This window comes from Pseudomonas sp. P110(2024), assembly GCF_057480795.1.
Window position 1 is genome coordinate 188,067 of sequence record NZ_JBLIYT010000010.1, and the last position, 22,538, is coordinate 210,604.

The 22,538-nt window shown below is 65.2% G+C and carries 24 protein-coding genes; 14 read left to right on the forward strand and 10 right to left on the reverse strand.

Features of this window, described 5'->3' with window-relative positions; all coding sequences use genetic code 11:
• Positions 1 to 114 precede the first annotated feature (114 nt).
• From AC25ND_RS17540 to AC25ND_RS17555, 4 genes are all read left to right on the forward strand, one after another.
• Positions 115 to 1,752: a phosphoethanolamine transferase gene (locus AC25ND_RS17540; RefSeq protein WP_186597204.1), complete on the forward strand. Its 1,638-nt coding sequence runs from the start codon at positions 115 to 117 to the stop codon at positions 1,750 to 1,752.
• A gap of 93 nt (positions 1,753 to 1,845) precedes the next feature.
• A complete protein-coding gene (gene rnd, locus AC25ND_RS17545; protein WP_182323158.1) occupies positions 1,846 to 2,979 on the forward strand; it encodes a ribonuclease D in 1,134 nt (377 codons plus the stop codon).
• Entirely contained in the window at positions 2,976 to 3,269 is a 294-nt protein-coding gene (locus AC25ND_RS17550) for a YcgL domain-containing protein (RefSeq protein ID WP_028693022.1), read from the forward strand. Before rnd ends, AC25ND_RS17550 begins: the two co-directional genes overlap by 4 nt.
• A gap of 75 nt (positions 3,270 to 3,344) precedes the next feature.
• Positions 3,345 to 4,277: a D-2-hydroxyacid dehydrogenase gene (locus AC25ND_RS17555; RefSeq protein ID WP_028693023.1), complete on the forward strand. Its 933-nt coding sequence runs from the start codon at positions 3,345 to 3,347 to the stop codon at positions 4,275 to 4,277.
• Positions 4,278 to 4,358: 81 nt separating this feature from the next.
• Here the strand turns inward: AC25ND_RS17555 and AC25ND_RS17560 are convergent, their stop codons facing one another.
• On the reverse strand, positions 4,359 to 4,952 hold the full coding sequence (locus AC25ND_RS17560) for a nitroreductase family protein (RefSeq protein ID WP_069016398.1): 594 nt from the start codon (positions 4,950 to 4,952) through the stop codon (positions 4,359 to 4,361).
• Between the two features lie 145 nt (positions 4,953 to 5,097).
• Here AC25ND_RS17560 and AC25ND_RS17565 point away from each other — a divergent pair, with 145 nt between their 5' ends.
• Positions 5,098 to 5,547, forward strand: coding sequence for a YcgN family cysteine cluster protein (locus AC25ND_RS17565; RefSeq protein WP_028693025.1), 450 nt, complete (start codon positions 5,098 to 5,100; stop codon positions 5,545 to 5,547).
• 24 nt (positions 5,548 to 5,571) lie between these two features.
• A complete protein-coding gene (locus AC25ND_RS17570) occupies positions 5,572 to 6,780 on the forward strand; it encodes a M61 metallopeptidase family protein (RefSeq protein WP_028693026.1) in 1,209 nt (402 codons plus the stop codon).
• 90 nt (positions 6,781 to 6,870) lie between these two features.
• On the opposite strand, the gene AC25ND_RS17575 is transcribed toward AC25ND_RS17570, so the two are convergent.
• From AC25ND_RS17575 to AC25ND_RS17585, 3 genes are all read right to left on the reverse strand, one after another.
• A complete protein-coding gene (locus tag AC25ND_RS17575; protein WP_028693027.1) occupies positions 6,871 to 7,194 on the reverse strand; it encodes a YgaP-like transmembrane domain in 324 nt (107 codons plus the stop codon).
• 1,143 nt (positions 7,195 to 8,337) lie between these two features.
• Positions 8,338 to 8,808 carry an RNA methyltransferase gene (locus AC25ND_RS17580; RefSeq protein ID WP_028693028.1) on the reverse strand — a complete coding sequence of 157 codons (471 nt, stop codon included), beginning with the start codon at positions 8,806 to 8,808 and terminating at the stop codon, positions 8,338 to 8,340.
• A gap of 73 nt (positions 8,809 to 8,881) precedes the next feature.
• Positions 8,882 to 9,247, reverse strand: coding sequence for a YajD family HNH nuclease (locus tag AC25ND_RS17585; RefSeq protein WP_023632486.1), 366 nt, complete (start codon positions 9,245 to 9,247; stop codon positions 8,882 to 8,884).
• 132 nt (positions 9,248 to 9,379) lie between these two features.
• On the opposite strand from AC25ND_RS17585, the gene AC25ND_RS17590 reads away from it, so the two are divergent.
• Positions 9,380 to 9,655: a hypothetical protein gene (locus tag AC25ND_RS17590; RefSeq protein WP_028693029.1), complete on the forward strand. Its 276-nt coding sequence runs from the start codon at positions 9,380 to 9,382 to the stop codon at positions 9,653 to 9,655.
• On the opposite strand, the gene AC25ND_RS17595 is transcribed toward AC25ND_RS17590, so the two are convergent.
• Positions 9,652 to 10,125, reverse strand: coding sequence for a cyclic nucleotide-binding domain-containing protein (locus AC25ND_RS17595; protein WP_028693030.1), 474 nt, complete (start codon positions 10,123 to 10,125; stop codon positions 9,652 to 9,654). The genes AC25ND_RS17590 and AC25ND_RS17595 overlap by 4 nt on opposite strands.
• Positions 10,126 to 10,308: 183 nt before the next feature.
• The gene (locus AC25ND_RS17600) at positions 10,309 to 12,351 is read right to left on the reverse strand and encodes a S9 family peptidase (protein ID WP_186597251.1); all 2,043 of its coding nucleotides are present in this window, start codon (positions 12,349 to 12,351) and stop codon (positions 10,309 to 10,311) included.
• A gap of 185 nt (positions 12,352 to 12,536) precedes the next feature.
• On the opposite strand from AC25ND_RS17600, the gene AC25ND_RS17605 reads away from it, so the two are divergent.
• The 3 genes from AC25ND_RS17605 to AC25ND_RS17615 are packed head-to-tail and all read left to right on the forward strand — an operon-like array spanning position 12,537 to position 14,366.
• The gene (locus tag AC25ND_RS17605) at positions 12,537 to 13,046 is read left to right on the forward strand and encodes a hypothetical protein (protein ID WP_062360569.1); all 510 of its coding nucleotides are present in this window, start codon (positions 12,537 to 12,539) and stop codon (positions 13,044 to 13,046) included.
• 15 nt (positions 13,047 to 13,061) lie between these two features.
• Positions 13,062 to 13,835, forward strand: coding sequence for a class II glutamine amidotransferase (locus AC25ND_RS17610; protein ID WP_062360571.1), 774 nt, complete (start codon positions 13,062 to 13,064; stop codon positions 13,833 to 13,835).
• Positions 13,836 to 13,844: 9 nt separating this feature from the next.
• Positions 13,845 to 14,366: a DUF2937 family protein gene (locus AC25ND_RS17615; protein ID WP_028693034.1), complete on the forward strand. Its 522-nt coding sequence runs from the start codon at positions 13,845 to 13,847 to the stop codon at positions 14,364 to 14,366.
• Between the two features lie 21 nt (positions 14,367 to 14,387).
• Here the strand turns inward: AC25ND_RS17615 and AC25ND_RS17620 are convergent, their stop codons facing one another.
• Complete coding sequence (locus AC25ND_RS17620; protein ID WP_028693035.1) at positions 14,388 to 15,299, reverse strand: LysR family transcriptional regulator; 912 nt, start codon at positions 15,297 to 15,299, stop codon at positions 14,388 to 14,390.
• A gap of 129 nt (positions 15,300 to 15,428) precedes the next feature.
• Here AC25ND_RS17620 and AC25ND_RS17625 point away from each other — a divergent pair, with 129 nt between their 5' ends.
• Genes AC25ND_RS17625 through AC25ND_RS17640 form a run of 4 tightly spaced genes read left to right on the forward strand, consistent with a single transcriptional unit; the run spans position 15,429 to position 19,132 of the window.
• The gene (locus AC25ND_RS17625; protein ID WP_186597249.1) at positions 15,429 to 16,715 is read left to right on the forward strand and encodes an MFS transporter; all 1,287 of its coding nucleotides are present in this window, start codon (positions 15,429 to 15,431) and stop codon (positions 16,713 to 16,715) included.
• A 10-nt stretch (positions 16,716 to 16,725) separates the two neighbouring features.
• The gene (locus AC25ND_RS17630; protein WP_028693037.1) at positions 16,726 to 17,505 is read left to right on the forward strand and encodes a 5-oxoprolinase subunit PxpA; all 780 of its coding nucleotides are present in this window, start codon (positions 16,726 to 16,728) and stop codon (positions 17,503 to 17,505) included.
• Entirely contained in the window at positions 17,502 to 18,197 is a 696-nt protein-coding gene (gene pxpB / locus AC25ND_RS17635; RefSeq protein ID WP_088852716.1) for a 5-oxoprolinase subunit PxpB, read from the forward strand. Before AC25ND_RS17630 ends, pxpB begins: the two co-directional genes overlap by 4 nt.
• A complete protein-coding gene (locus tag AC25ND_RS17640) occupies positions 18,194 to 19,132 on the forward strand; it encodes a 5-oxoprolinase subunit C family protein (protein ID WP_186597247.1) in 939 nt (312 codons plus the stop codon). Before pxpB ends, AC25ND_RS17640 begins: the two co-directional genes overlap by 4 nt.
• 37 nt (positions 19,133 to 19,169) lie before the next feature.
• Here AC25ND_RS17640 and AC25ND_RS17645 read toward each other — a convergent pair whose 3' ends face one another.
• The 3 genes from AC25ND_RS17645 to AC25ND_RS17655 all read right to left on the reverse strand — a co-directional run bounded on the left by AC25ND_RS17645 (position 19,170) and on the right by AC25ND_RS17655 (position 22,426).
• Positions 19,170 to 20,348, reverse strand: a complete 1,179-nt coding sequence (locus AC25ND_RS17645) for a vWA domain-containing protein (RefSeq protein ID WP_186597245.1) — start codon at positions 20,346 to 20,348, stop codon at positions 19,170 to 19,172.
• Positions 20,349 to 20,361: 13 nt separating this feature from the next.
• Positions 20,362 to 21,207 (reverse strand): AAA family ATPase, encoded by an 846-nt coding sequence (locus AC25ND_RS17650; protein WP_011535085.1) that lies wholly within the window; start codon positions 21,205 to 21,207, stop codon positions 20,362 to 20,364.
• A gap of 145 nt (positions 21,208 to 21,352) precedes the next feature.
• Positions 21,353 to 22,426, reverse strand: coding sequence for an AsmA family protein (locus AC25ND_RS17655; protein ID WP_028693041.1), 1,074 nt, complete (start codon positions 22,424 to 22,426; stop codon positions 21,353 to 21,355).
• Positions 22,427 to 22,538 lie beyond the last annotated feature (112 nt).

The following is a 22,538-nucleotide window of genomic DNA, read 5'->3' on the forward strand; positions in this document are numbered from 1 at the left end:
ATTGTTGGCGTCTTTTTCACAAAAAATTGATGCTAGGCTTTCTAGAGTTCGGCCAACTTTCCAACCTGCCCGCCCGGGCGCGTTGGCCGCTGATGAACTCTTATTGCGAACGCCATGCTGAAACTCAAATCCCTGCGGACCGAATGGGTCACGCTGCTGGCCAGCCTGTACCTGTTGATCGGCTTCAACACCTTGCTTTGGCAACACCTGGAGTCCATCGTGCCGCCGGGCATGGTGGGGTTGTGGCTGAGCCTGGCATTCGCCGTGCTGATGCTGTTCGCCTTCAATCTCATACTCACCTTGCTGGCGTTTCGTTATGTACTGAAGCCGGTATTGATCGTGTTGTTCCTCAGTGGCGCAAGTGTCGCTTACTTCATGAATCAATATGGTGTGCTTATTGATGCCGGCATGTTCCGCAATGTCGCTGAAACCAATGTCGCGGAAGTGCGCGACCTGCTCTCGCTGAAGTTTGCCGTTTATATCCTGCTGCTGGGTGTGCTGCCGTCGCTGCTGGTATGGAAAGCCAGGATCGACTATCGCCCCTGGCACCGCGAGCTGCTGGGCAAGCTGGTGGTCAGCGGTGCCTGCGTAGCAGCCTTGGGTTCGGTAGCGCTGGTCAACTATCAGGGGTTGGCGTCGCTGTTTCGCAATCACCATGAACTGCGCCTGATGCTCACGCCGAGCAATATCGTCGGGGCTTCCATCGGTTATGTCAGCGAGCAAGTGGGCAGCGCCACCCGGCCGTTCCAGCCATATGGCGAAGATGCCCGTCGCGACAGCGCCTGGCAGCAGCACGCACGCAAGTCACTGACCGTGCTGGTGGTCGGTGAAAGTGCCCGGGCGGATAACTTCGGCCTGCTCGGCTATGCCCGCGACACCACGCCACGGCTGGCCAAGGAGCAGGGCCTGCTGAGTTTCACCGACGTCCATTCCTGCGGCACCGAGACCGCCGTGTCGGTGCCCTGCATGTTCTCCGGCATGTCGCGCAAGGACTACGACGCACGCGTGGCCAAGAACCGTGAAGGGTTGCTCGACATCCTCCAGCGCGCAGGGTTGGCGGTGCAGTGGCGTGATAACCAGTCCGGCTGCAAGGGCACCTGCGACCGGGTGCAATTTATCGATGTAAGCAACCTCAAGGACCCGGCGCTGTGCGCCAGTGGCGAGTGCCATGACGAGATCCTGCTGCAGGGCCTGGCCGAGCTGCTGGACAACCTCGACCAGGACACCGTGCTGGTGCTGCACCAGATGGGCAGCCATGGCCCCGAGTACTTCAAGCGCTACCCCGCGGGCAACGAAGCCTTCACCCCGGTGTGCCGCAGCAACGCCCTTAACCAGTGCAGCCAGCAGGAGATCGTCAACGGCTACGACAACACCCTGGCCTACACCGACAAGGTGCTGGCCACCCTGATCGACACCTTGCGCAGCCGACAGGACAAGGTCGACACCGCGATGATCTATCTTTCAGACCATGGCGAATCGCTGGGCGAGTACAACCTGTTCCTGCACGGCACGCCCTACATGATCGCGCCGGACCAGCAAAAGCACGTGCCGCTGCTGGCCTGGTTCTCCGACAGCTACCGCCAGGATTTCGGCCTGGACACCGAATGCCTGGGCAAGCTGCGTGATGCGCCGCTGTCCCAGGACAACCTGTTCCACTCGATGCTCGGGCTGTTGCAGGTGCGCACCGAGGTCTACCAGCGATCGCTGGACATGTTCGCCAGCTGCCGGCCGTGGCTGGCGGCCAAACGCTGAGCGGTCGACCGCCCGGCACCATGGATGGCGCGAGGTTTCACCCCCAGGGGCCGCGCCGTATATACTGCGCGCCAATGTTAGTGGGAGAGCCTCGTGGCCATCGAAATACACTGGATCCGTGACGACCAGAACCTGGCCGAACACTGCCGAAGCTGGCGCGAACAGCCCTTCGTGGCCCTCGACACCGAATTCATGCGGGTCGACACCTTCTACCCAAAGGCCGGCCTGATCCAGATCGGTGTCGGCCAGTGCGCCTACCTCATCGACCCCCTGCTGATCCGCGACTGGCAGCCGCTGGCCGGGCTGCTCGAGGACAGCGGCGTGGTCAAGGTGCTGCATGCCTGCAGCGAAGACCTGGAAGTGCTGCTGCGCCTGACCGGCAAGCTACCCCAGCCGTTGTTCGATACCCAGCTGGCCGCCGGCTACCTGAACATCGGTTTCTCCATGGGCTATTCGCGCCTGGTGCAAGAGGTGCTGGGGCTCGAGCTGCCCAAGGGCGAGACCCGCTCCGACTGGCTGCAGCGCCCTCTGTCCGACACTCAGGTGAGCTACGCCGCCGAGGACGCCGTGCACCTGGCCGAGCTGTTCGATGCCCTGCGCCCGCGCCTGTCGGATGACAAGTACGCCTGGGTGCTGGAAGACGGCGCCGAACTGGTCGCCGCGCTGCGCCGTGAAGTCGAGCCCGAAACCCTGTACCGCGACGTCAAGCTGGCCTGGAAGCTCGGTCGCCAGCAACTGGCGGTGCTCCGTGAACTGTGCGCCTGGCGCGAACGTGAGGCCCGCAGCCGCGATGTGCCGCGTAACCGCATCCTCAAGGAACACTCGCTGTGGCCCATGGCCAGGAGCCAGCCCGACAGCCCGTCGGCACTGGCGAAAATCGACGAGATGCACCCGCGCACCATCCGCCAGGACGGTGAGCAGCTGATCCAGCTGATCAAGCGTGCCGCCAGCCAGCCGCAGGAGCAATGGCCAGAGCCGCTGCCCGAGCCGCTGCCGATCGAAGCCGCCGGCATCCTCAAGCGCCTGCGCGCCATCGGCCAGGCCGAGGGTGAGCGGCTGGGCATCGCCCCGGAACTGATGCTTCGCAAGAAAGCCCTCGAAGCCCTGCTCAAGAGCGGCTACCCCGACGGTCCCTATCAACTGCCCGATTCGCTGCGCGGCTGGCGTCGCGAACGCATGGGCCAGGCCCTGCTGGACGACCTGGCGGGCGCCGGAGATTCCCGATGAAACGTATCTGCTCGATCTACAAGAGCCCACGCAAGAATGAAATGTACCTCTACGTGCTCAAGGCCGAGGGCCTGGAGCGTGTGCCGGAGGCGCTGCTGCCATTCTTCGGCAAGCCGGTGCATGCTTTCGACCTGGTGCTGACGCCTGAGCGCACACTGGCCCGCGAGGACATCGCCAAGGTGCTGGAGAACCTCGACAAGCAGGGCTACCACCTGCAGATGCCACCGCCGGAAGACGACTACATCGAGCACTTGCCCGAAGAGCTGCTGCGTCGCAACGACCCGGCCTGACCCAGGCGCGGTTCCCTTTCTACCTGCGGCCCGCCTGGCGGGCCGCTTCCGTTGTTTGCCAAGGTTGTGTGTCACATGCGCGTTCTGATCGCTGAACAGGATCATGCCAACTATGCTCGCCTGCTGGGCGAAGCGGCACCGGACCTGGAAGTCCTGACCAGCGGCGACTCCGCCGAACTGGCACGCCTGGCCCCCGATTGCCCGGTGTGGCTGGGCCAGCCGGACCTGCTGGCCAGTCTGTTGCGCCAGGGCCACAAGCCTCGCTGGATGCAGTCGACCTGGGCCGGGATCACCCCGTTGCTGGCCGACGGCCTGCCACGCGACTACCGCCTGACCCGGGCGGTGGGCATCTTCGGCCAGGTGATGGCCGAGTACATGCTCACCTACATGCTCGGCCATGAGCGCGATGTGCTGTCGCGACTGGTCAGCCAGGTCGAGCGGCGCTGGGATGACCGCCCGGGGCGGACCCTGGAAGGGCGGCGGGTGCTGATCGTCGGTACCGGCGATATCGGCCAGCGGGTGGCCGAGTTCCTCGTGCCGTTCGGTGTCATCCTGCACGGTGTGGCCAGCAGCGCCCGCAAGCAGGCGCCCTTCGTCGAAGTGGCGGGCCTCGACCAGCTGCCGCGCCTGGTCGGCCAGGCCGACTACGTGCTCAACCTGCTGCCCGATACCCCGGCCACCCATGACCTGTACGATGCGGCGCTGTTCAAGTGCTTCCGGCCCAGTGCCTTGTTCATCAATGCCGGGCGTGGCGTGGCGGTAGTCGATGCCGATCTGGTCGAAGCGCTCAAGCAGGGCCATCTGGCTGGCGCGGTGATCGATGTCTGCCGCCAGGAACCATTGCCCCAGCGCCATCCGTTCTGGACCGCCTGGGGACTGCTGCTGACCGGGCACAGCTCGGCGCCGACCTCGCCGGCGGCGATGGTGCGGTTGTTCGTGGAGAATGCGCGGGCCTATGCGGTGGAGCAGGCCCTGCGGGGCGAGGTGGATTTCGCGAGGGGTTACTGAAAGAGGTTTGCCTGATGCGACCTCATCGCGGGGCAAGCCCGTTTCCACGGGCACCTGCCTCGCGATAAGGCGATCACAACCTTAGAGGCTGAACTCACCTTCGGCCGCCAGCTCGCTCAACGGTCGGCGCGGGCTCGGCACTTCGCGGGCCTGCAGGCCTTCGGCCAGGGTCGCCTTGTCGCCCAGCTTGCCGATCGCCACCATCGCATGCAGCGCGTAGCCCTCGGGGATCTTCAGCTCGCTGCGCGCCAGGTCCTGGTCGAAGCCGGCCATGCCATGGCTGTGCCAGCCGCTGATGCTCGCCTGCAGCGCCAGATGGCCCCAGGCTGAGCCGGTGTCGAAGGTGTGCCACAGCGCAGGCTTTTCTTCATCGGAGCCGGGCGCTGCGAAGGTGGTCTTGGAGAGGATCAGCACCAGCGCCGAAGCGTGCTGCGCCCAGCTGCGGTTGAACTCGTTGAGGATGCCCAGGTAGCGTTCCCAGCTCGGCGTGTCGCGGCGGGCGTAGAGGAAGCGCCACGGCTGCGAGTTGTAGGCCGACGGAGCCCAGCGCGCGGCCTCGAGGAAGCTCAGCAAGGTTTCCTGGCTGATCGGCTCGGCGGTGAAGGCGCGGGGCGACCAGCGATTGATGAACTGCTCGTTGATGGCATAGTCGGCGATGCGTGGGGTGGCGCTCATGGGTGCTCCTGCAAGGGCGGGGGAAAATACCGCACGCTACTGCGTCCGGTGAGCACTGACAAGCGGTCTGGCGTTGCCGCCGGACTGCCTCTAGACTGGCGCCGCCGCGCGCCGCGGCTTGACGTTGACTGCAGGAAACCGTGTGATGATCGCCGATACCGCGCCCTTCTGGCGGCGCAAGACCCTCGACCAGCTCGATGACCAGGAATGGGAGTCGCTCTGCGACGGCTGCGGCCTGTGCTGTCTGCAGAAACTCGAGGACGAGGAAGACAACAGCGTCTATTACACGAGTATCGCCTGCAAGCTGCTGGACCTGCAGACGTGCCAGTGCAGCGACTACCCCAATCGCTTCGAGCACGTCCCCGACTGCATCCAGCTGACCCCCGGCAAGGCCGACCAGTTCAAGTGGCTGCCGCCCACCTGCGGTTACCGCCTGGTCAGCGAGGGACAGGACCTGCCGGCCTGGCACCACCTGGTCAGCGGTGATCGCCAGCAGGTGCACGAGCAGCGCATTTCCCGGTCGGGGCGCATGCTCAGCGAGAACGACGTGGATGAAGACGACTGGGAAGACCATCTGATCTTCCGCGCAGGTTGAGTGTCCGGGAAACAAGGAGTTTTTATGCGTCGCCTGTTGTTGCTGGTTGTCGGCCTGCTGGCCAGTTCGCAGGTCCTGGCGAAGAAGGTCGACCTCGATTACCAGGTGCGCCTGCTGCCGCAGAGCGGCCAGGCCGAGGTGCGCCTGACCCTGGCCGACGGCAGTGCGGTGCGCAGCCTGGACTTCGACTTGGGCAAGCCTGGTGCCTACAGCGACTTTCTCGCCGATGGCCAGTGGCAGGTGCAGAACGGACGTGGCGTCTGGCACCCGGCGGCGGGCAAGACCAGCCTCAGCTACCGCGTGCTGCTCGACCAGCAACCCCGTGGCGGCGCCCATGAGGCGCGCATCACGCCGCACTGGGCGCTGTTTCGTGGTGACCAGCTGGTGCCGCCGGCGCGCCTCGACCAGCAGGATGGCACCGAGCTGGTCTCGCGGCTGACCTTCGACCTGCCGACGGGCTGGAAAAGCGTCGAAACCGCCTGGCCACGTATCGGCCGGCAGAAATTTCGCATCGACGATGTGTCGCGGCTGTTCGACCGGCCCACCGGCTGGATGCTCGCCGGCAACCTGGGCAGTCGTCGGGCGCGCCTGGGCGTCACAGAGGTGACCGTGGCCGCGCCGCAAGGCCAGGGCATGCGGCGCATGGACACGCTGACCCTGCTGACCTTTATCTGGCCGCAGTTGCAGGCGGTGTTCCCGCGCAACCCACCGAAGCTGCTGCTGGTCGGTGCCCGTGACGAGATGTGGCGGGGCGTGCTGGCCGGCAACAACTCGCTGTATCTGCACAGCACGCGCCCGCTGGTCAGCGAGAACGGCACCAGCCCGGTGCTGCGTGAATTGGTGCAGCTGTTCGCCCAGATCAACGATCGCGACGGCAGCGACTGGCTGGGCGAGAGCCTGGCCGACTATTACGCCACCGAGCTGCTGCGCCGCGCTGGTGGCATGAGCGATGATCGCTACGAGGCGCTGCAGGCCCGTCAGCACAAGCTGGCTGCCAAGGTGAACCACCTCAAGGGCGCCAAGGCCGATGCCGCGCAGGTGGCCCGTGGCGTGCTGCTGCTGCAGGCGCTGGATCGCGAGATCCGCCTGCACCACCACGACAAGCGCTCGCTGGACGACGTCGCCCGTGCGCTGATGCGCCTGTCGAGCGTCAGCACCGAGGAGTTCGTGCAGATCAGCGAGAACGTGCTGGGGCGGCAGTCCGAAGTATTGCAAAGCAAGGTATTACGCTAAGCGCAGGATCTATCGCGGCAAGCCCGTTCCCACGGCCCCGGACATCATTTTGAACGCGGGCTCGTGGAAGCGGGCTTGCCCGCGATGCTTTCAACCGCCAGTCACCGTCGCGGTACGGGTCGCCGCCTCGGCGCTGGCCTTCAGCGCCTTGAGCTCGGCAGCGCCTCGTTCTATGTCGCGATGCAGGCGCAGGTACTCGGCGCGATGCCGCAACCACCATGCCTTGGTCGAGCAATGCCCGCTCACGCCACGGGCCAGCGCCAAGCCGCCTACGGCAACCTGCAACATCCCCAGCAGGCCACCGTGGCGCAGCCCCTTGCTGATCATCAACGCGCCCCCAGCCAGGGAGCTGACGCGCTCCAGGCCGTGGACATTATGTTTCGGTGCGTCCGTTGTCCAATGGATATCGTGCATCGCCTGGTCTCCTCAGGTTGGTGATATCCAGCAGACTTTGACCAGTGTGCAAGCGTTCAGTGTAATTTGCCGCGTGGCTGCCCCGCCCAACTTCGAGGCTATCCTGAGCAAGGTGGGTTTATAACACTTGGGTGTGGGTGCCGTTGGCGAGCATGTTGGTTGTAATGAAACTTTTGATCAGCGTATTTAATCAGTCGTGACATGGTTTGGCTGCCGTGGCTGAACGACTGTGGAGAACTTCTAAGTCTCGATGTTGCTGTTGCTGTTGCTGTTGCTGTTGCTGTTGCTGTTGCTGTTGCTGTTGCTGTTGCTGTTGCTGTTGCTGTTGCTGTTGTTCTTTTGCTTTTGCTTCTAAGCGCGCGGTAGGTCAGGCAACACCAATTGCGACTTCAGGAGGCCGAACGCAGGGCTTGCGGAGGGAGGTGACGGGCATGGATGCCCGTCAAGCGCTGCGCCCCAGGATGGGGCGTTCAGCGCGGTCCTCCCGGGAGCAAGTCCGGAGTGAGGGGACCCCGGAGCGAAGCGTAGGGGCCGGATGAATGGAGCGAGGATTTTTTGGTTCCTTTTTGATCCTTCAAAAAGGGACCCGCCGTAAGGGCGGAAAGGTGACTATGCGTCACCATCGCAAATGAATGCGCATATAACTTTCAAAACTCATGCTCTAAAAGTCAAAGTCAAAGTCAAAGTCAAAGTCAAAGTCAAAGTCAAAGTCGGTCGGCGCTGGTTTTAATGGTTGTAAGTGCATTCGTTTGCGATGTCGACGCATAGTCACCTTTTCGCCCTTACGGCGAGTTCCTTTTTGAAGGATCAAAAAGGAACCAAAAAATCCTCGCTCCATTCATCCGGCCCTGCGCTTCGCTCCGGGTCCCCTCACTCCGGCCTTGCTCCCGGGAGGACCGCGCTGCAGGGCCCATCCTGGGCCCCAGCGCTTGACGGGCATCCATGCCCGTCACCTCCCTCCGCAAGGCCTGTGTTCGGCCTCCTGAAGTCGCAATTTGTGTCGCCTGGGATATCGCGCGCTTAGAAGCAAAAGCAAAAGCACAACGGCAACGGCAACGGCAACGGCCTACGGTAGCGTTTATTTCGCCGCGTAGACGCCAGGCTTGCACGGGAGCCGGATTGGGGGGGCGCAAGGCGTGAGGGCTACTTGAACTTCGGCCCCGAGCGGGTGTTCAAGCCTTTGGCCATGCGGTCGTACAGCACCACATTCACCGTCGCCGCCAGGTTCATGCAGCCTTCTGTCGGGATGTAGATCGTCTCTTCGCACCAGCCGCGCACGTCTTCGCTCAACGAGCCATCCTCTGGCCCGAAGATGTAGATCGCCCGGTCCGGGTGGGTGTACTCAGGCAATGGCCGTGCGCCTTCCACCAGCTCCACGGCCACCGGGGTGCAGCCCAGGGGAATGATGCGCTGCAGGTCGTCGATGCCGATCAGCGGGATGTCGTAGTGCACGCGCTTGGTATCGGTGACGAAGTCGCGGGCGCGCTCATAACGCTTGCCGGTGTAGAACACCGAGTTGACGCCATAGCAGCCCGCGGCGCGCATCACCGAGCCTACGTTTTCCGCGGATTTGGGGTTGAACAGGCCGATGCAGCTGTACCGTTTGTTCGCCACGTGTCGGGGCCCTTCGTAAAAAAAGAGCGCGATTATACGGGCTTGCCGGCACGCCGGGGGCGCGAATCGACGTTCAGTCCTTCTTCATCAGCGCGGCCAGGCCGGCGAACGGGTTGTGTGTGGCCACGGCGACTTTCGGCGTGCTCAGCGAACCTTCGCTGAAATACTGCTGGTCGGTGTAGCGGGCGTGCTCGTTGTCGTGGCAGTACAGGCACAGCAACTCCCAGTTGGAGCCGTCCTGGGGGTTGTTGTCGTGGTTATGGTCGCGGTGGTGCACGGTCAGTTCCGACAGGCGTTTGCCGGAGAACTCGCGGGTGCAACGGCCGCAGACGTGGGGATACATCTTCAGCGCCTTGTCGCGGTAGCCCATTTCCTTGTCGCGCTTGGCGTCGGCGAGGATGCGGTCGAGACGGGCGGTGGCGTCGGAGGTGGAGCTCATGGTGTTACCTTTTTTCTGATCAGGGCAATGACGGTTATGCCGTTGAGTCTAGCGCGCCTGTGGGCCGGGCGGACAGGCAAAATCGCGCCATTGGGCGTAGCCTGTAGGGAGGTTTCTGACAGGAGGCTGCCGATGTTGCATGCGATCCTCGCCGCGTTGTTGCTTGGCGCTGTATCCACGGCCGACGCCGCGGGCCAGCAACGGCCGCTCACGACGGTTCCCGGGGCGCCCGGGACCGCGACGCCGACCCCTTACCCGCAGATCACCCCGAGCACGCCGCCCAAGGCCGGCGCCAACCGGCCGGGCGCGCCGCTGTTGCCGCCAATGCCGCTGCCGGGGCCACCCAAGGACCAGCCGTTGCCCGGGCTGAGCCAGGACCCGCCGAAACCGCCTGACAAGGGCCGCTAGACTTGCTGCGCCAGGCGCTGGCCATCCTGCATGCGCAGGCGTTTTGACAAGGCCACGGCGAGGGCGCGGATGATCCGTGCGGCGATGCGCGGCGCTTCGTTGAGCATCTTTTCCAGCGCGTCCTTGCCCAGGGTCAGCAGCTGGCAGTCGCTGGCGGCCACGCAGGTGGCCGAGCGGCGTTCGCCGTCGAGCACGGCCATCTCGCCGAAGGCCCGGCCCTTGCGCAGGGTGGCGATCTCCACCTGGGCGCCGTTGCCGTCGGTCTTGCGCACCGAGACCACGCCGCGATGGAGGATGCACATGAAGGTGCCGGCGTCGCCTTCGCTAAACAGGGTCTGGCCCTGGGCCACGGCGGCGAGGCTGAAGTAGCCGGCGGCGGCGAGGAAGTCACCGGGCTGCAGGGTGTCGAACAGGCCGCAGTCCATGAGCATGTCGCGGATTTCGGCGTTCAGGTGCTGGGTGTCGGGCATGTGTTGTTCTTCTTCGAATGTCTGGAAAGCGCCACAAACTGCTGGGTAAGTAGTGAGGCATCGTGGGAGCGGGCTTGACCCGCGATCAGGTTCGACCAGGCGATGACGCTGCCTGGTCTGTCCTCATCGCGGGGCAAGCCCGCTCCCACGTCAGCTTGACGCTATGACAACGAAAATCGCGTTTTACGCCACGTCCAGTTCATTGAAGACGAACGCATACTCCAGCGCCACATCGCGCAGCCCCTGGTAGCGCCCGCTCATGCCGCCGTGGCCCGCGCCCATCTCGGTCTTGAGCAGCAGCAGGTTGTCGTCGGTCTTGCGCGTGCGCAGGCGCGCCACCCACTTGGCCGCCTCCCAGTACTGCACGCGGCTGTCGTTGTAGCCGGCGACCACCAGCAGCGCCGGGTAGGCCTGCGCCTTGACGTTCTCGTAGGGCGCGTAGGCCTTGATCCGCTCGTACACCTCGGGCTCCTCGGGGTTGCCCCATTCGTCGTACTCGGTGACGGTCAGCGGCAGCTCGGGGTCGAGCATGGTGTTGAGCACATCGACGAACGGCACTTCGGCGATGGCGCAACGGAATAGCTCGGGGCGTAGGTTGAGCACCGCGCCCATGAGCAGACCACCGGCACTGCCACCGCTGATCGCCAGGCGTTCGCGGGTGGTCACGCCTTCGGCGATCAGGTGCTCGGCGCAAGCGATGAAGTCGTCGAAGCTGTTGTGCTTGTGCTCCTGCTTGCCGGCCCGGTACCAGGCCTCGCCCAGCTCGCCGCCGCCGCGCACATGGGCGATGGCGAAGGCCACGCCGCGCTCCAGCAGGCTCAGGCGGGCATGGGAGAACCACGGGTCGAGGCTCTCGCCGTAGGCGCCGTAGCCGTAGAGATAGAGCGGCACCGTCTTGCCTTCGTCAGCGCGACGGCGCACCAGGCTGATCGGTACCCGAGTGCCGTCCTTGGCCACCGCCCACAGACGCTGGCTGATGTAGTCGTCGGCGTCGAAGGCGCCGAGCACCGGAGTCTGCTTGAGCACCTGCTGGGCGCCCGTGGCCAGGTCCAGCTGGCGCACCTGGGCCGGACGGTTGAGGGCTTCATAGCGCAGGCGGATGCGTGTGCTGGCGAATTCCAGGCTGTCCTGCACGTAGAGGCTGTAGGCGGCGTCCGGCAGCTCGACGCGGTAAGCCGGCAGGCCTTGCGGGTGCACTTCGATGATCGGCAGGCCGCCTTCGCGCAGGCTCAGGGACAACGCCGTGGCATTGAGGCTGAGCCCTTCGAGCATGACGTCGTCACGGTGCGGCACCAGCACCTGCCACTGCGCGCGGGTCGGCACGCTGTCGGCCGGCGCGTGGAATAGAGCGAAGTTGATGCCGTCCTGGTTGCTGCGCACGAACCAGCGCCACTGACCGTCGAGCTGGCCGTGGTCGGGGAAGTACTCATGGCCTTCGACCCGCGGCGCCAGGCAGGTGAAATCAGCCTGTGGCGTGGCGGCATCGAGCACCCAGGCCTCGCTGGTGGTCTTGCTGTTGAGCAGCAGCACCAGTTGGCGCTCGGAGCTGGCTCGGTAGCAGTGCAGGAAGAAGCGCCCGTCGGGCTCCTCGAAGACCGTGGCGGCGTCGGTCTCGCCCAGGGTGTGGCGGCGCAGGCGCCAGGGGCGGTGGGTGTCGTCCAGTTCGGCGAAGAACAACGTCTGGCTGTCGTTGGCCCAGGTCATGCTGCCGTCGCAGTCGTCGAAGGGCAGGGCGGTCAGCGCGCCGTTGGCCAGGTCCTTGACGTACAGGGTGTAGATCTCGTCGCCGCTGGTGTCCAGGCTGTAGGCCAGCAGGCGGTGGTCGGGGCTGACGCTGAAGGCGCCGAGGGAAAGAAAGCCGCCATTGGCCAGGGCGTTGGGATCGAGCAGCAGCTCCTCGCGGTTTTCATCGACGGTGTTGCTGTCGTCGGCCGGGCGCGGGCAGCGGTAATGGCGCGGGTATTCGTCGCCCGCGGTGGTACGGGTGTAGTAGAGGTACGGGCCCCAGGGCGAGGGCAGCGACAGGTCGGTCTCGAGGATGCGGCCCTTGATCTCTTCGAACAGCTGTTCACGCAGCGGCGCCTGGTCGGCGAGGACGGCTTGCTGGTAGGCGTTTTCCGCTTCCAGGTAGGCCAGGACCTCGGGGGTGTCGCGCTGCTGCAGCCAGGCGTAGGGGTCTTGGCCTTCGGCTTGATGGGCGATCGGGGCGGGAAGGGGTAGGGGCATGGGTGATCTCATCGATTGTGGACCCCATCGCGGTGCAAGCCCGCTCCCACGCCTGATCGGGGTCTGGACGTGGGAGCGGGCTTGCCCCGCGAAGGGCCGCTGCAGGTCCCTTGCGGGGCGGGGGCAGCCTGCGCCGGGAAAAGTGTTTATCATAGGCATCTCTTTGCCTGGCTTGCACCCACACCATGACCGAACACGACTATACCCTCGCCTGGGGCCTGTACGCCGTTGCCGCCCTGGGCTGCCTGCTGGTGGGCTTCAAGCTGACCGGCTGGATGTGGCGCTGGTTGCGCGAGCCGCTGCGGGTGATCATCGCCGTATTGCTGTTCTCGCCGACCATCGTCGACCCGGTCAAGGAAAGCTTCGCCCCGGCCATTGCCATCACCGCGCTGGACGTCGCCTTCAAGGTCGGCAACAACGCCTGGCGCGCCGCCTCCGACCTGGCCATGTACGGCATGCTCGCCTTTGCCCTGTACATCGTCTTCGTGCTGATCCGCTGGCCGCTGGAAAAGCGTGCCCGCGAGCGCCGCGCCCAGCGTGAGGCCGCCGCCCAGCGCCAGGCCAAGGAAGAAGACGAGGTCGTGGCCGAAGCGTCCCTGGCCGCCAACCGTCAAGACCGCTACCGCGACGATCCGCCCCCCGCCCCCGTGCGCCGCTCCGGGCCCGGGCAGGGCCGCGTCGAACCCCGACTTTAAGCCAGGAGCCGCAACATGTGCGAACTGCTGGGCATGAGCGCCAACGTCCCCACCGACATCGTCTTCAGCTTCACCGGCCTGATGCAGCGTGGCGGGCGCACCGGCCCGCACCGCGATGGCTGGGGCATCGGTTTCTATGAAGGGCGCGGCCTGCGCCTGTTCCAGGACCCGGCGGCGAGCAGCGAGTCGGAAGTGGCCAACCTGGTGCAGCGTTACCCGATCAAGAGCGAAGTGGTCATCGGCCATATCCGCCAGGCCAACGTCGGCAAGGTCTGCCTGTCCAACACCCACCCGTTCGTGCGTGAGCTGTGGGGTCGCAACTGGTGCTTCGCGCACAACGGCCAGCTGGGCGATTTCACCGGCCAGCGCACGTTCTACCGGCCGATCGGCGACACCGACAGCGAAGCGGCCTTCTGCGACCTGCTCAACCGCGTGCGCGAAGCCTTCCCCGAGCCGGTCGAGGTCGAGCAACTGCTGCCAGTGCTGGTCGAAGCCTGCGCCGGGTACCGTGGCCAAGGCGTGTTCAACTGCCTGCTCAGCGACGGCGACTGGCTGTTCTGCTTCTGCTCGACCAAACTGGTGCACATCACCCGCCGCGCACCGTTCGGCGCGGCGCGGCTGAAGGATGTCGACCTGATCGTCGATTTCCACACGCAAACCACCCCCAACGACGTGGTCACGGTGATCGCCACCGAGCCGCTGACCGAGAATGAGACCTGGAACCGCTACGAGCCGGGTGAGTGGGGCTTGTGGCGGCATGGCGAGTGCATTGCCCACGGCCAGAGTTAAGGAAGCTGCATGTTCAGAAGTTACCTGCGTTTGCTGTTGTTCACCTTCGGCCTGCTGGCCGGTCTCCAGGTGCCGGGGTTGGTCAAGGACTACAGCCAGCGCGTCGAGGCGCACCTGCTCGAATCGCGCCAGGCGCTCGACGGCTTCCGCCAGACCGCGCAGCGCTTCTTCAACGGTGACCTGCAGGCGCTGGTGCGGCATTACCGGGGCAGCGACGATCCGGTGTTCAACAGCGATGCCAACAGCATCGAGAGCCTGCTGATCCGCAACCAGTTGCTCGAGCATGAATGGCAAGCCCTGCAGGGCTCGTGGGTGAGCCGCACCTGGCATGTGCTGGTGCAGCCGGAGCCGGCACTGCGCGAGGAGACGCTCAAGGGCTACAGCTATCAGATCCTGCTGGTGCCCGAGGCGATCGGCTGGGGGATCGGCAGCGGGTTCGTGCTGGCGTTTGTGGTCGAGAGCCTGTTGTTGGTGATTGGCTGGGTGATTCTTGGTGGACGGCGCAAGGCGGTGAAGGAAAGCTGGCGCTAGCTTTTCCGGCCCTGCGGCAGCTCAGACCAGCACGATCCGCTGCCCGCCCACATCCCGCGCATAGCGCTCCAGCACCTGCCGGCACACGCCGACCACCTCGTCCACCAGCGCCACGCCGGTCTGCCAGGCCACCACCAGCTCCAGGCTCGGCGGTGGCTGCAAGCCCTCCAGCAACACCAGCTCGCCGCGGCTCAGTTCGCCATCCACCAGCGCCGGCGGCAGTGCGCCGATGCCGAAGCCGTCGCGCAGCAGGCGGGTGATGGCCGCCACCGAGTTCACGCAGTTCAGGCGCGGCGTCTCGGCCCCGGCGGCCTGCAACAGGCCGAGCACCTCCTGGTGCGGTCGCGAGTTCTTCGAGAAGGTGACGATGCGCTCGCGGGCCAGTTCCGCCAGCGAGGCGTAGGTGCGGTGGTGCGGGGAGCCTGCGGCGACGATCCAGCCCATCGGGTAGCGCGCCAGGTCGTGGCTGCGGATCGACTGCTCGCGCAGCAGGTCGGTCTGCAGGATCACGTCGAGAAACCCCTTCTGCAGCTGCTCGCGCAGGTTCAGCGCGGTATCGGCCACCAGCTCGATCTCCACCTGCGGGTAGCGCTCGCCCAGCTCCGCCACCAGGGCGCTCATCCAGGTGTGGATGACCGTGTCCATCACCCCCAGGCGGATGCGTCCGGTCTTGGCCCGGTCGCTGTCCAGTGACTGCTTCATGGCCTTGGCGGTGTCGAGCATGCGCTCGGCGTACTCCAGCACCTTGGCGCCTTCCGGCGTCAGGCTGACCCCGCGGGAGTCGCGCAGCAGCAGTTTCACGCCCAGGTCGGCCTCCAGCGCGGCGATGCGGCTGGACACCGAGGCCTGGGTGGTGAACAGCTTCTCGGCGGTGAGGCGGAAGCTCCTGAGCCGGGCGACCCAGACGAAGGTTTCGAGGAAACGGAGGTTCATGATCAGTTTTTCTTGTTCCAGACCGGCGGTTTTTCTCGTTGGACGCAGGCGGCGCGACCTCTGAACATGAAGCCCAGGCCGCGACGCCCGACGTCGCCCATAGAACAATACCAACAAGCCGAGGCAACCATGAACCCGACCGGCGTGCAGCAGCAGGCCCCCGCCCGAACCTCGAGCGGCCCCTTCGCCTGGTACCGCGACATCGACTCCCAGCAACGACGCACCTTCTGGAGCTGCAAGATCGGCTACGGCCTGGACGGCATGGACACCCAGATGCTGAGTTTCGTCATCCCCACCCTGATCTTGGTGTGGGGCATCAGCACCGCCGAGGCCGGGTTGATCCACACCAGCACCTTGATCGCCTCGGCCCTGGGCGGCTGGATCGCCGGCATTCTGTCCGACCGCATCGGGCGGGTGCGCACCTTGCAACTGACGGTATTGTGGTTCGCCTTTTTCACCTTCCTCTGCGGCTTCGCCCAGAGTTACGAACAACTGCTGATCGCCCGCACCCTGATGGGCTTCGGCTTCGGCGGCGAATGGACCGCCGGCGCGGTGTTGATCGGCGAGGTGATCCGTGCCCAGGACCGCGGCAAGGCGGTGGGCATGGTGCAATCGGGCTGGGCCATCGGCTGGGGCCTGACGGCGATCCTCTATGCCCTGCTGTTCTCCTGGCTGCCGGCCGAGCAGGCCTGGCGCGCGCTGTTCCTGCTGGGCCTGCTGCCGGCGATCTTCGTGATTTTCGTCCGGCGCCTGGTCAAGGACCCGGAGATCTACCGTCAGGCCAAGGCCGTGGAACAGGCCGAGGCGCCTGCGCAGTTCTACGAGATCTTCGCCCCCGGCATGCTCTGGATCACGATCCGCGCTTCGCTGCTGACCACCGGCGCCCTGGGCGGCTACTACGCCATCACCTCGTGGCTGCCGACCTTCCTCAAGAACGAGCGCGGCCTGAGCGTGCTGGGCACCGGCGGCTACCTGGCGATGGTCATCGTCGGCTCCTACATCGGCTACGTGGTCAGCGCCTACCTGTGCGACCTGCTGGGGCGCAGGAAGAACTTCATCCTGTTCGCCGTGGGCTCGTTCGTCATCGTCCTGCTCTACACGCAGATGCCGGTCAGCGACGGCGTGATGCTGTGGCTGGGCTTCCCCCTGGGCTTCTTCGCCTCGGGCATCTTCAGTGGCATGGGTTCGTTCCTCACCGAACTGTTCCCGACCCGGATACGCGGATCGGGACAGGGCTTCTGCTACAACATCGGCAAGGTGGTCGCGGCGATGTTCCCGTTGCTGATCGGCCTGCTTGGCGAGAAAGTGCCGTTGGGCCTGGGGATTGGCGCCTTCGCCGCGGTGTCCTACGGTGTGGTGATCCTGGCGGCCCTGAGCCTGCCGGAAACCCGCGGCAAAGCGCTCCAGGCGCGCTAAGGTAGGCACCATGAACATTGATACGGAGGTCCGCCAGGTGAAACGCCTGCTACTCAATTGCGACATGGGCGAGAGCTTCGGCAACTGGCGCATGGGCCAGGACGCCAAGGTGATGCCATTCATCGACTGCGCCAATATCGCCTGCGGCTACCACGCTGGCGACCCGGGCACCATGCGCCGCACCGTGGCCCTGGCCCTGGAACACCGGGTGGCCATCGGCGCGCACCCGGCCTATCCGGATCTGATGGGCTTCGGCCGCCGTTCCATGGCCTGCAGCAGCGACGAGATCCGTGACCTGCTGCACTACCAGATCGGCGCCCTGGACGGCATCTGCAAGGTGCTCGGCGGTCGGGTGGCCTACGTCAAGCCCCACGGCGCGCTGTACAACGACATGATGGCCAACCCGGACATCCTGCGCACCGTGCTCGAAGCGGTGGCGGCGTTCGACAGCGGCCTGCCGCTGATGCTCATGGCCACCGCCGACGACAGCGCCGCCCAGGCCCTGGGCGATGAAGTCGGCGTGCCACTGTGGTTCGAGGCCTTCGCCGACCGTGGCTACACCGCCAGCGGGCACCTGATGTCGCGGCGCCTGCCGAACGCTGTGCACCACGACCCGGCGCTGGTGGTCGAACAGGCCTTGCGCTTGGCCAAGGGCGAGGCCCTGGTGGCTGACGACGGCAGCGATGTGCGCTTGAACGCCAGCACCCTGTGCGTGCACGGCGACAACGACGGCTCAGTGGCCGCCGTGCGCCAGATCCGCCAGGCCCTGGATGCACTGGAGCAAGCATGACGCCACGTATCGAGGTGGTGGCCATCGACAGCCTGATGGTGCGGCTGTTCGATGCCATCGATGAAGGCAACATGCCGTGGATCCTCGCCGCCAGCCAGCGCTTGCGGGATGCTTTTGGCCAGCAGCTGATCGACCTGGTGCCGTCCTATACCACGCTGATGGTGCAGTTCGACTTGGCGCCGGGCGAGGCGCGCCAGCGCATCCTGCAGGCGCTGCAGGGTCTGCGGCCGGATGCCGGCCAGGCCGGGCGCCGGCACGAAATCGCGGTGTGGTACCACGCCAGCGTCGGCCCCGAGCTGCCGGTGCTGGCCGCGCGCGGCGGGATGAGCGAGGCCGAGGTGATCCGTCTGCATTGTGGCCGCGACTACCCGGTGTTCGCCCTGGGGTTCGCGCCGGGCTTCGGCTTCATGGGCCTGGTCGATGAACGCCTGGCCACGCCGCGCCTGAGCACCCCGCGCAAGCGCGTGGCGGCGGGCAGCGTCGGCATCGCCGAGCGCCAGACTGCCGCCTATCCGGCCGTGTCGCCGGGCGGCTGGAACCTGATCGGTCGCACGCCGGTGCGCCTGTTCGACCGCGAGCGCGAGGGCTACAGCCTGCTGCAGCCTGGTGATCGGGTGCGTTTCGTGGCCGTCGAACGGGCCGAATTCATCAACCTGGGCGGTGACGACAGCCCGCTGGAGGCCCAGGCATGAGCCAATTGAGAATCGAGGCCAGCACCGCGCTGTGCCTGTTGCAGGATGCCGGGCGTTTCGGTGTGCGGCACCTGGGCGTGACCCAGGGCGGCGCGCTGGACTGGGTGGCGATGCGCTGGGCCAACTGGCTGCTGGGCAATGCCCTGGACAGCGCCGTGGTGGAGATTGCGCTTGGCGGCTTCAGCGTGGTTGCCGAGCAGGACTGCGTGCTGGCGCTGGCCGGGGCCGACCTGGATGCGCAGGCCGACGGACAGGCCGTGGCGCCCTGGACCAGTTTCAACCTGGGCAAGGGCCAGCGCCTGACGCTGCGCCAGCCTCGCCAAGGGGTACGTGCTTATCTGGCGGTGCCGGGCGGGTTCGTGGGCGAGTCGGTGCTGGGGAGTTGTTCCACCGTGGTACGGGAAGAACTGGGTGGAGTAGACGGCCAGGGCCGGGCGCTGCTGAAAGGGGAGGTACTGCATGCTGCCGGGGCCATCGCGGGGCAAATCGGGGCGCCGAACCGCCGCTCCCACGTGCCCGAAGCGCTGCGGTCGGAGTATGCCGAGAAACCGGTATTGGATCTGGTGATGGGCGCGCAGATCGGTGACTTCGGCGGCACCAGCTTGTTCGAGGCGTTCAACCGTGACTGGACGCTGGACAGCCGTGCCGACCGCATGGGCATTCGCCTGCTCGGGCCGCAACTGGTCTACCAGGGTGCGTCGATGATCTCCGAGGGGATCCCCCTCGGCGCCGTGCAGGTGCCGCCGGACGGGCAGCCGATCGTGTTGCTCAATGACCGGCAGACCATCGGTGGATATCCGCGGCTGGGGGCGTTGACGCCGTTGGCGCTGGCGCAATTGGCACAGTGCATGCCGGGGGGCGTGGTGCGGTTTCGGGCGGTGGTGCAGGACGAAGCGTGGCGGGAGCAGCAGGCTTATCTGAGCCGTTGGGGATGAAGGTGCCGGCCCCGCGACAGGGCCGGCCCTGAAAACATTACTTGGACAGGTAACGCATCCCGTCTTCCAACCCCTGCAAGGTCAGCGGAAACATCCTGTCCTCGATCAGGTCCCGCACCAGATGGGTCGAAGCGGTGTACTCCCAGGCGTGCTTCGGATAAGGGTTGATCCAGATGATCTTCTTGAACTTCTCCATGAAGCGTTGCATCCACACATACCCGGCCTCTTCGTTCCAGTGCTCGACGCTGCCGCCGGGCTGGGTGATCTCGTAGGGCGCCATGGCCGCGTCGCCGACGAACACCACCTTGTAGTCGTCGCCGTACTTGTGCAACAGGTCGAAAGTGGAAAAGCGCTCCGAGGTGCGGCGCAGGTTGTTCTTCCACACCGACTCGTAGATGAAGTTGTGGAAGTAGTAGTACTCCAGGTGCTTGAACTCGGTCTTGCAGGCCGAGAACAATTCCTCGCAGACCTTCACGTGGGCGTCCATCGAGCCGCCGATGTCGAACAGCAACAGCAGCTTGACCGTGTTGCGCCGCTCGGGGCGCATCTGGATGTTCAAGAGGCCTGCGTCACGGGCGGTGTGGTCGATGGTGCCGTCGATGTCCAGCTCCTCGGCGGCGCCTTCGCGGGCGAACTTGCGCAAGCGGCGCAGGGCCAGCTTGATGTTGCGCGTGCCCAGCTCGACCTGGTCGTCGAGGTTCTTGTACTCGCGCTGGTCCCACACCTTCACCGCCTTGCCCTGGCGCTTGCCGGCCTCGCCGACGCGGATGCCTTCGGGGTTGAAGCCGCCGGAGCCGAACGGGCTGGTGCCGCCGGTGCCGATCCACTTGTTGCCGCCGGCGTGGCGCTCCTTCTGCTCTTCCAGGCGCTTCTTGAACTCTTCGATCAGTTTGTCCAGGCCGCCCAGGGATTGGATCTGCGCCCGTTCCTCGTCGGTCAGCGAACGCTCGAACTCCTTGCGCAGCCACTCGTCGGGGATCAACGCCTCGATATGCCGGTCGAGGTTTTCCAGGCCCTTGAAGTAGGCGGCGAACGCACGGTCGAACTTGTCGAAATGGCGCTCGTCCTTCACCAGGATGGCCCGGGCCAGGTAGTAGAACGCGTCCATGTCGGCGAACACCACGCCCTTTTGCAGGGCGTGATGCAGGTCGAGCAGTTCGCGCACCGACACCGGTACCTTGGCCGCGCGCATTTCATTGAACAGGTTGAGCAGCATGGCCCGGCTCCTGTCAGCGGTTGCCGCGCCGGCTCATGAAGGCCAGGCGCTCGAGCAGTTGCACATCCTGCTCGTTCTTGACCAGGGCCCCGGCCAGCGGCGGAATGGCTTTGGTCGGGTCGCGTTCACGCAGCACGGCTTCGCCGATGTTGTCGGCCATCAGCAGCTTGAGCCAGTCGACCAGCTCGGAGGTGGAGGGCTTCTTCTTCAGGCCCGGGACCTTGCGCACGTCGAAGAACACATCCAGCGCCTCGCTGACCAGCGACTGGCTGATGTTGGGGTAGTGCACGTCGACGATCTGCTGCAGGGTGGCGCGATCTGGGAAGGCGATGTAGTGGAAGAAGCAGCGGCGCAGGAAGGCGTCGGGCAGTTCCTTCTCGTTGTTGGAGGTGATGATGATGATCGGGCGCTGCTTGGCCTTGATGGTCTCGTCGATCTCGTAGACGTAGAACTCCATCTTGTCGAGCTCTTGCAGCAGGTCGTTGGGGAACTCGATGTCGGCCTTGTCGATCTCGTCGATCAGCAGGATCACCCGCTCGTCGGCCTCGAAGGCCTCCCACAGCTTGCCTTTCTTCAGGTAGTTGCGCACGTCGTGGACCTTGTCCACGCCCAGCTGCGAGTCGCGCAGGCGGCTGACCGCGTCGTACTCGTACAGGCCCTGGTGGGCCTTGGTGGTGGACTTGATGTGCCAGGTGATCAGGCGGGCGCCGAAGGAGGCGGCGAGCTGTTCGGCGAGCATGGTCTTGCCGGTGCCCGGCTCGCCCTTGACCAGCAGCGGGCGCTCCAGGGTGATGGCCGCGTTGACCGCCAGCTTCAGGTCGTCTGTGGCGACGTAGTCGCGGGTGCCTTCGAACTTCATGAACCGATCCTCTGGGTGGCTGGGCTCGCCTCATTGCGGGGCAGCCGACGCATGTTTATTGATGTGCCAGCGACTATAACCCCGCACCCGCCGCCTGCAAACGCAGACCGGGTATTCAGTCCCTGAATGGTCCGTCACTGTCGGCTTAGTCGGATTGGGGCGGGGGTTGTTCGTAACGTGCGTTGAATGCCTGGATGAACCCGTTGCGCAGTATCTGCAGGAACGCCTCGAATGCGCTGATATCCTGCTGGTGCACACTGCCGCTCAGTTCCACGCGGGTGGCGAACTGGTTCTTCGGCTGGTTCTTCAGCACGGTCTCAGTGGCGCCTACCAGCGCCTCCCAGATTGAGCGCAGGAAACCTTTGTCCTTGTCTTGCACATCCTGCCGCCAGTTGAACACGTCGACATCGCGCAGCAGTGGCTTGATGTAGCCATGCAGTCGGCCATTCGCGGCTTCGGCCTCGATCACCACGTCGCCGTGTCCGGCATTGAAGTCGAACTTTCCATAGGCGCTGGCAAAGTCGTTGAGTCGGCGCAGTTCGATGCCCTTGGCGCGCAGGCGGAACTGAAAGTCGTCAAAGTCGCTGAACGGGTCGAAGGTGGCCTTGCTCTCGACCCTGGCGTCGCCCGTCAGCAACGCCGTCCCTTCGAAACTGGCGTCCCGCCGGCCCTTTTCATCGCGCACGTTGGTCAGGTTGCGAATGCTGGCGTCGAGCTGTGTGGCCTTGAGGTCGACCGGCGGTTGGGAGTTGAAGTTGCGAAAGCTCAGGGTGCCCTGTTCGATGCGCACATCGTTGAGCGTGATGGGCAGCAGTTTCTCCAGTTGCTGGCGCCAGTCAGTACCCTGGCCGGTCTGTGAGCTCTGCCTGGTGCCGCCATCGACGAAGTTCAGTTCGGGGTGCAGGAAGGTCACTTCGCCAACCACTGCATGGTCGTACCAGAGCGCATGCCAGCTCACCGACAGGTCAATCAGCGGTGCGTCGAGCAGCGGTACCGGCACCTTGCCGCTGACCTTGGCGATCTTCAGGCCATTGATCTGATAAGCGCCGCGCCACCAGGCCAGATCGACGTCGGTGACCTGGCCACGGTAGTCGCCCATGTCGGCCAGCTTGTCGTTCAGGTAATCGCGAACCAGGTAGGGCAGGGCCAGGTGCAGGGCCACAAGCAACCCAACCAGGCTGGCAAGGCCGACCAATGGCCAGCGATAACGTGCTTTCATCGTGGTTCTCCGCACCGGCTTTTGCGGTTGACCGCAGGCCGCTTCGCCGAGTTCGAACGGGCTTTACGCTCCTGCATTGCGGGCTTACCCTCATGGTTTTCCCTGCTTTTTC

Bases quoted from the DNA above. Each gene is read 5' to 3' on its own strand.
- AC25ND_RS17540 (WP_186597204.1), top strand. From the start codon at position 115: ATGCTGAAACTCAAATCCCTGCGGACCGAATGGGTCACGCTGCTGGCC.
- AC25ND_RS17550 (WP_028693022.1), top strand. From the start codon at position 2,976: ATGAAACGTATCTGCTCGATCTACAAGAGCCCACGCAAGAATGAAATG.
- AC25ND_RS17555 (WP_028693023.1), top strand. From the start codon at position 3,345: ATGCGCGTTCTGATCGCTGAACAGGATCATGCCAACTATGCTCGCCTG.
- AC25ND_RS17560 (WP_069016398.1), bottom strand. From the start codon at position 4,952: ATGAGCGCCACCCCACGCATCGCCGACTATGCCATCAACGAGCAGTTC.
- AC25ND_RS17565 (WP_028693025.1), top strand. From the start codon at position 5,098: ATGATCGCCGATACCGCGCCCTTCTGGCGGCGCAAGACCCTCGACCAG.
- AC25ND_RS17570 (WP_028693026.1), top strand. From the start codon at position 5,572: ATGCGTCGCCTGTTGTTGCTGGTTGTCGGCCTGCTGGCCAGTTCGCAG.
- AC25ND_RS17575 (WP_028693027.1), bottom strand. From the start codon at position 7,194: ATGCACGATATCCATTGGACAACGGACGCACCGAAACATAATGTCCAC.
- AC25ND_RS17585 (WP_023632486.1), bottom strand. From the start codon at position 9,247: ATGAGCTCCACCTCCGACGCCACCGCCCGTCTCGACCGCATCCTCGCC.
- AC25ND_RS17590 (WP_028693029.1), top strand. From the start codon at position 9,380: ATGTTGCATGCGATCCTCGCCGCGTTGTTGCTTGGCGCTGTATCCACG.
- AC25ND_RS17595 (WP_028693030.1), bottom strand. From the start codon at position 10,125: ATGCCCGACACCCAGCACCTGAACGCCGAAATCCGCGACATGCTCATG.
- AC25ND_RS17600 (WP_186597251.1), bottom strand. From the start codon at position 12,351: ATGCCCCTACCCCTTCCCGCCCCGATCGCCCATCAAGCCGAAGGCCAA.
- AC25ND_RS17605 (WP_062360569.1), top strand. From the start codon at position 12,537: ATGACCGAACACGACTATACCCTCGCCTGGGGCCTGTACGCCGTTGCC.
- AC25ND_RS17610 (WP_062360571.1), top strand. From the start codon at position 13,062: ATGTGCGAACTGCTGGGCATGAGCGCCAACGTCCCCACCGACATCGTC.
- AC25ND_RS17615 (WP_028693034.1), top strand. From the start codon at position 13,845: ATGTTCAGAAGTTACCTGCGTTTGCTGTTGTTCACCTTCGGCCTGCTG.
- AC25ND_RS17620 (WP_028693035.1), bottom strand. From the start codon at position 15,299: ATGAACCTCCGTTTCCTCGAAACCTTCGTCTGGGTCGCCCGGCTCAGG.
- AC25ND_RS17625 (WP_186597249.1), top strand. From the start codon at position 15,429: ATGAACCCGACCGGCGTGCAGCAGCAGGCCCCCGCCCGAACCTCGAGC.
- AC25ND_RS17630 (WP_028693037.1), top strand. From the start codon at position 16,726: ATGAACATTGATACGGAGGTCCGCCAGGTGAAACGCCTGCTACTCAAT.
- pxpB (WP_088852716.1), top strand. From the start codon at position 17,502: ATGACGCCACGTATCGAGGTGGTGGCCATCGACAGCCTGATGGTGCGG.
- AC25ND_RS17640 (WP_186597247.1), top strand. From the start codon at position 18,194: ATGAGCCAATTGAGAATCGAGGCCAGCACCGCGCTGTGCCTGTTGCAG.
- AC25ND_RS17645 (WP_186597245.1), bottom strand. From the start codon at position 20,348: ATGCTGCTCAACCTGTTCAATGAAATGCGCGCGGCCAAGGTACCGGTG.
- AC25ND_RS17650 (WP_011535085.1), bottom strand. From the start codon at position 21,207: ATGAAGTTCGAAGGCACCCGCGACTACGTCGCCACAGACGACCTGAAG.
- AC25ND_RS17655 (WP_028693041.1), bottom strand. From the start codon at position 22,426: ATGAAAGCACGTTATCGCTGGCCATTGGTCGGCCTTGCCAGCCTGGTT.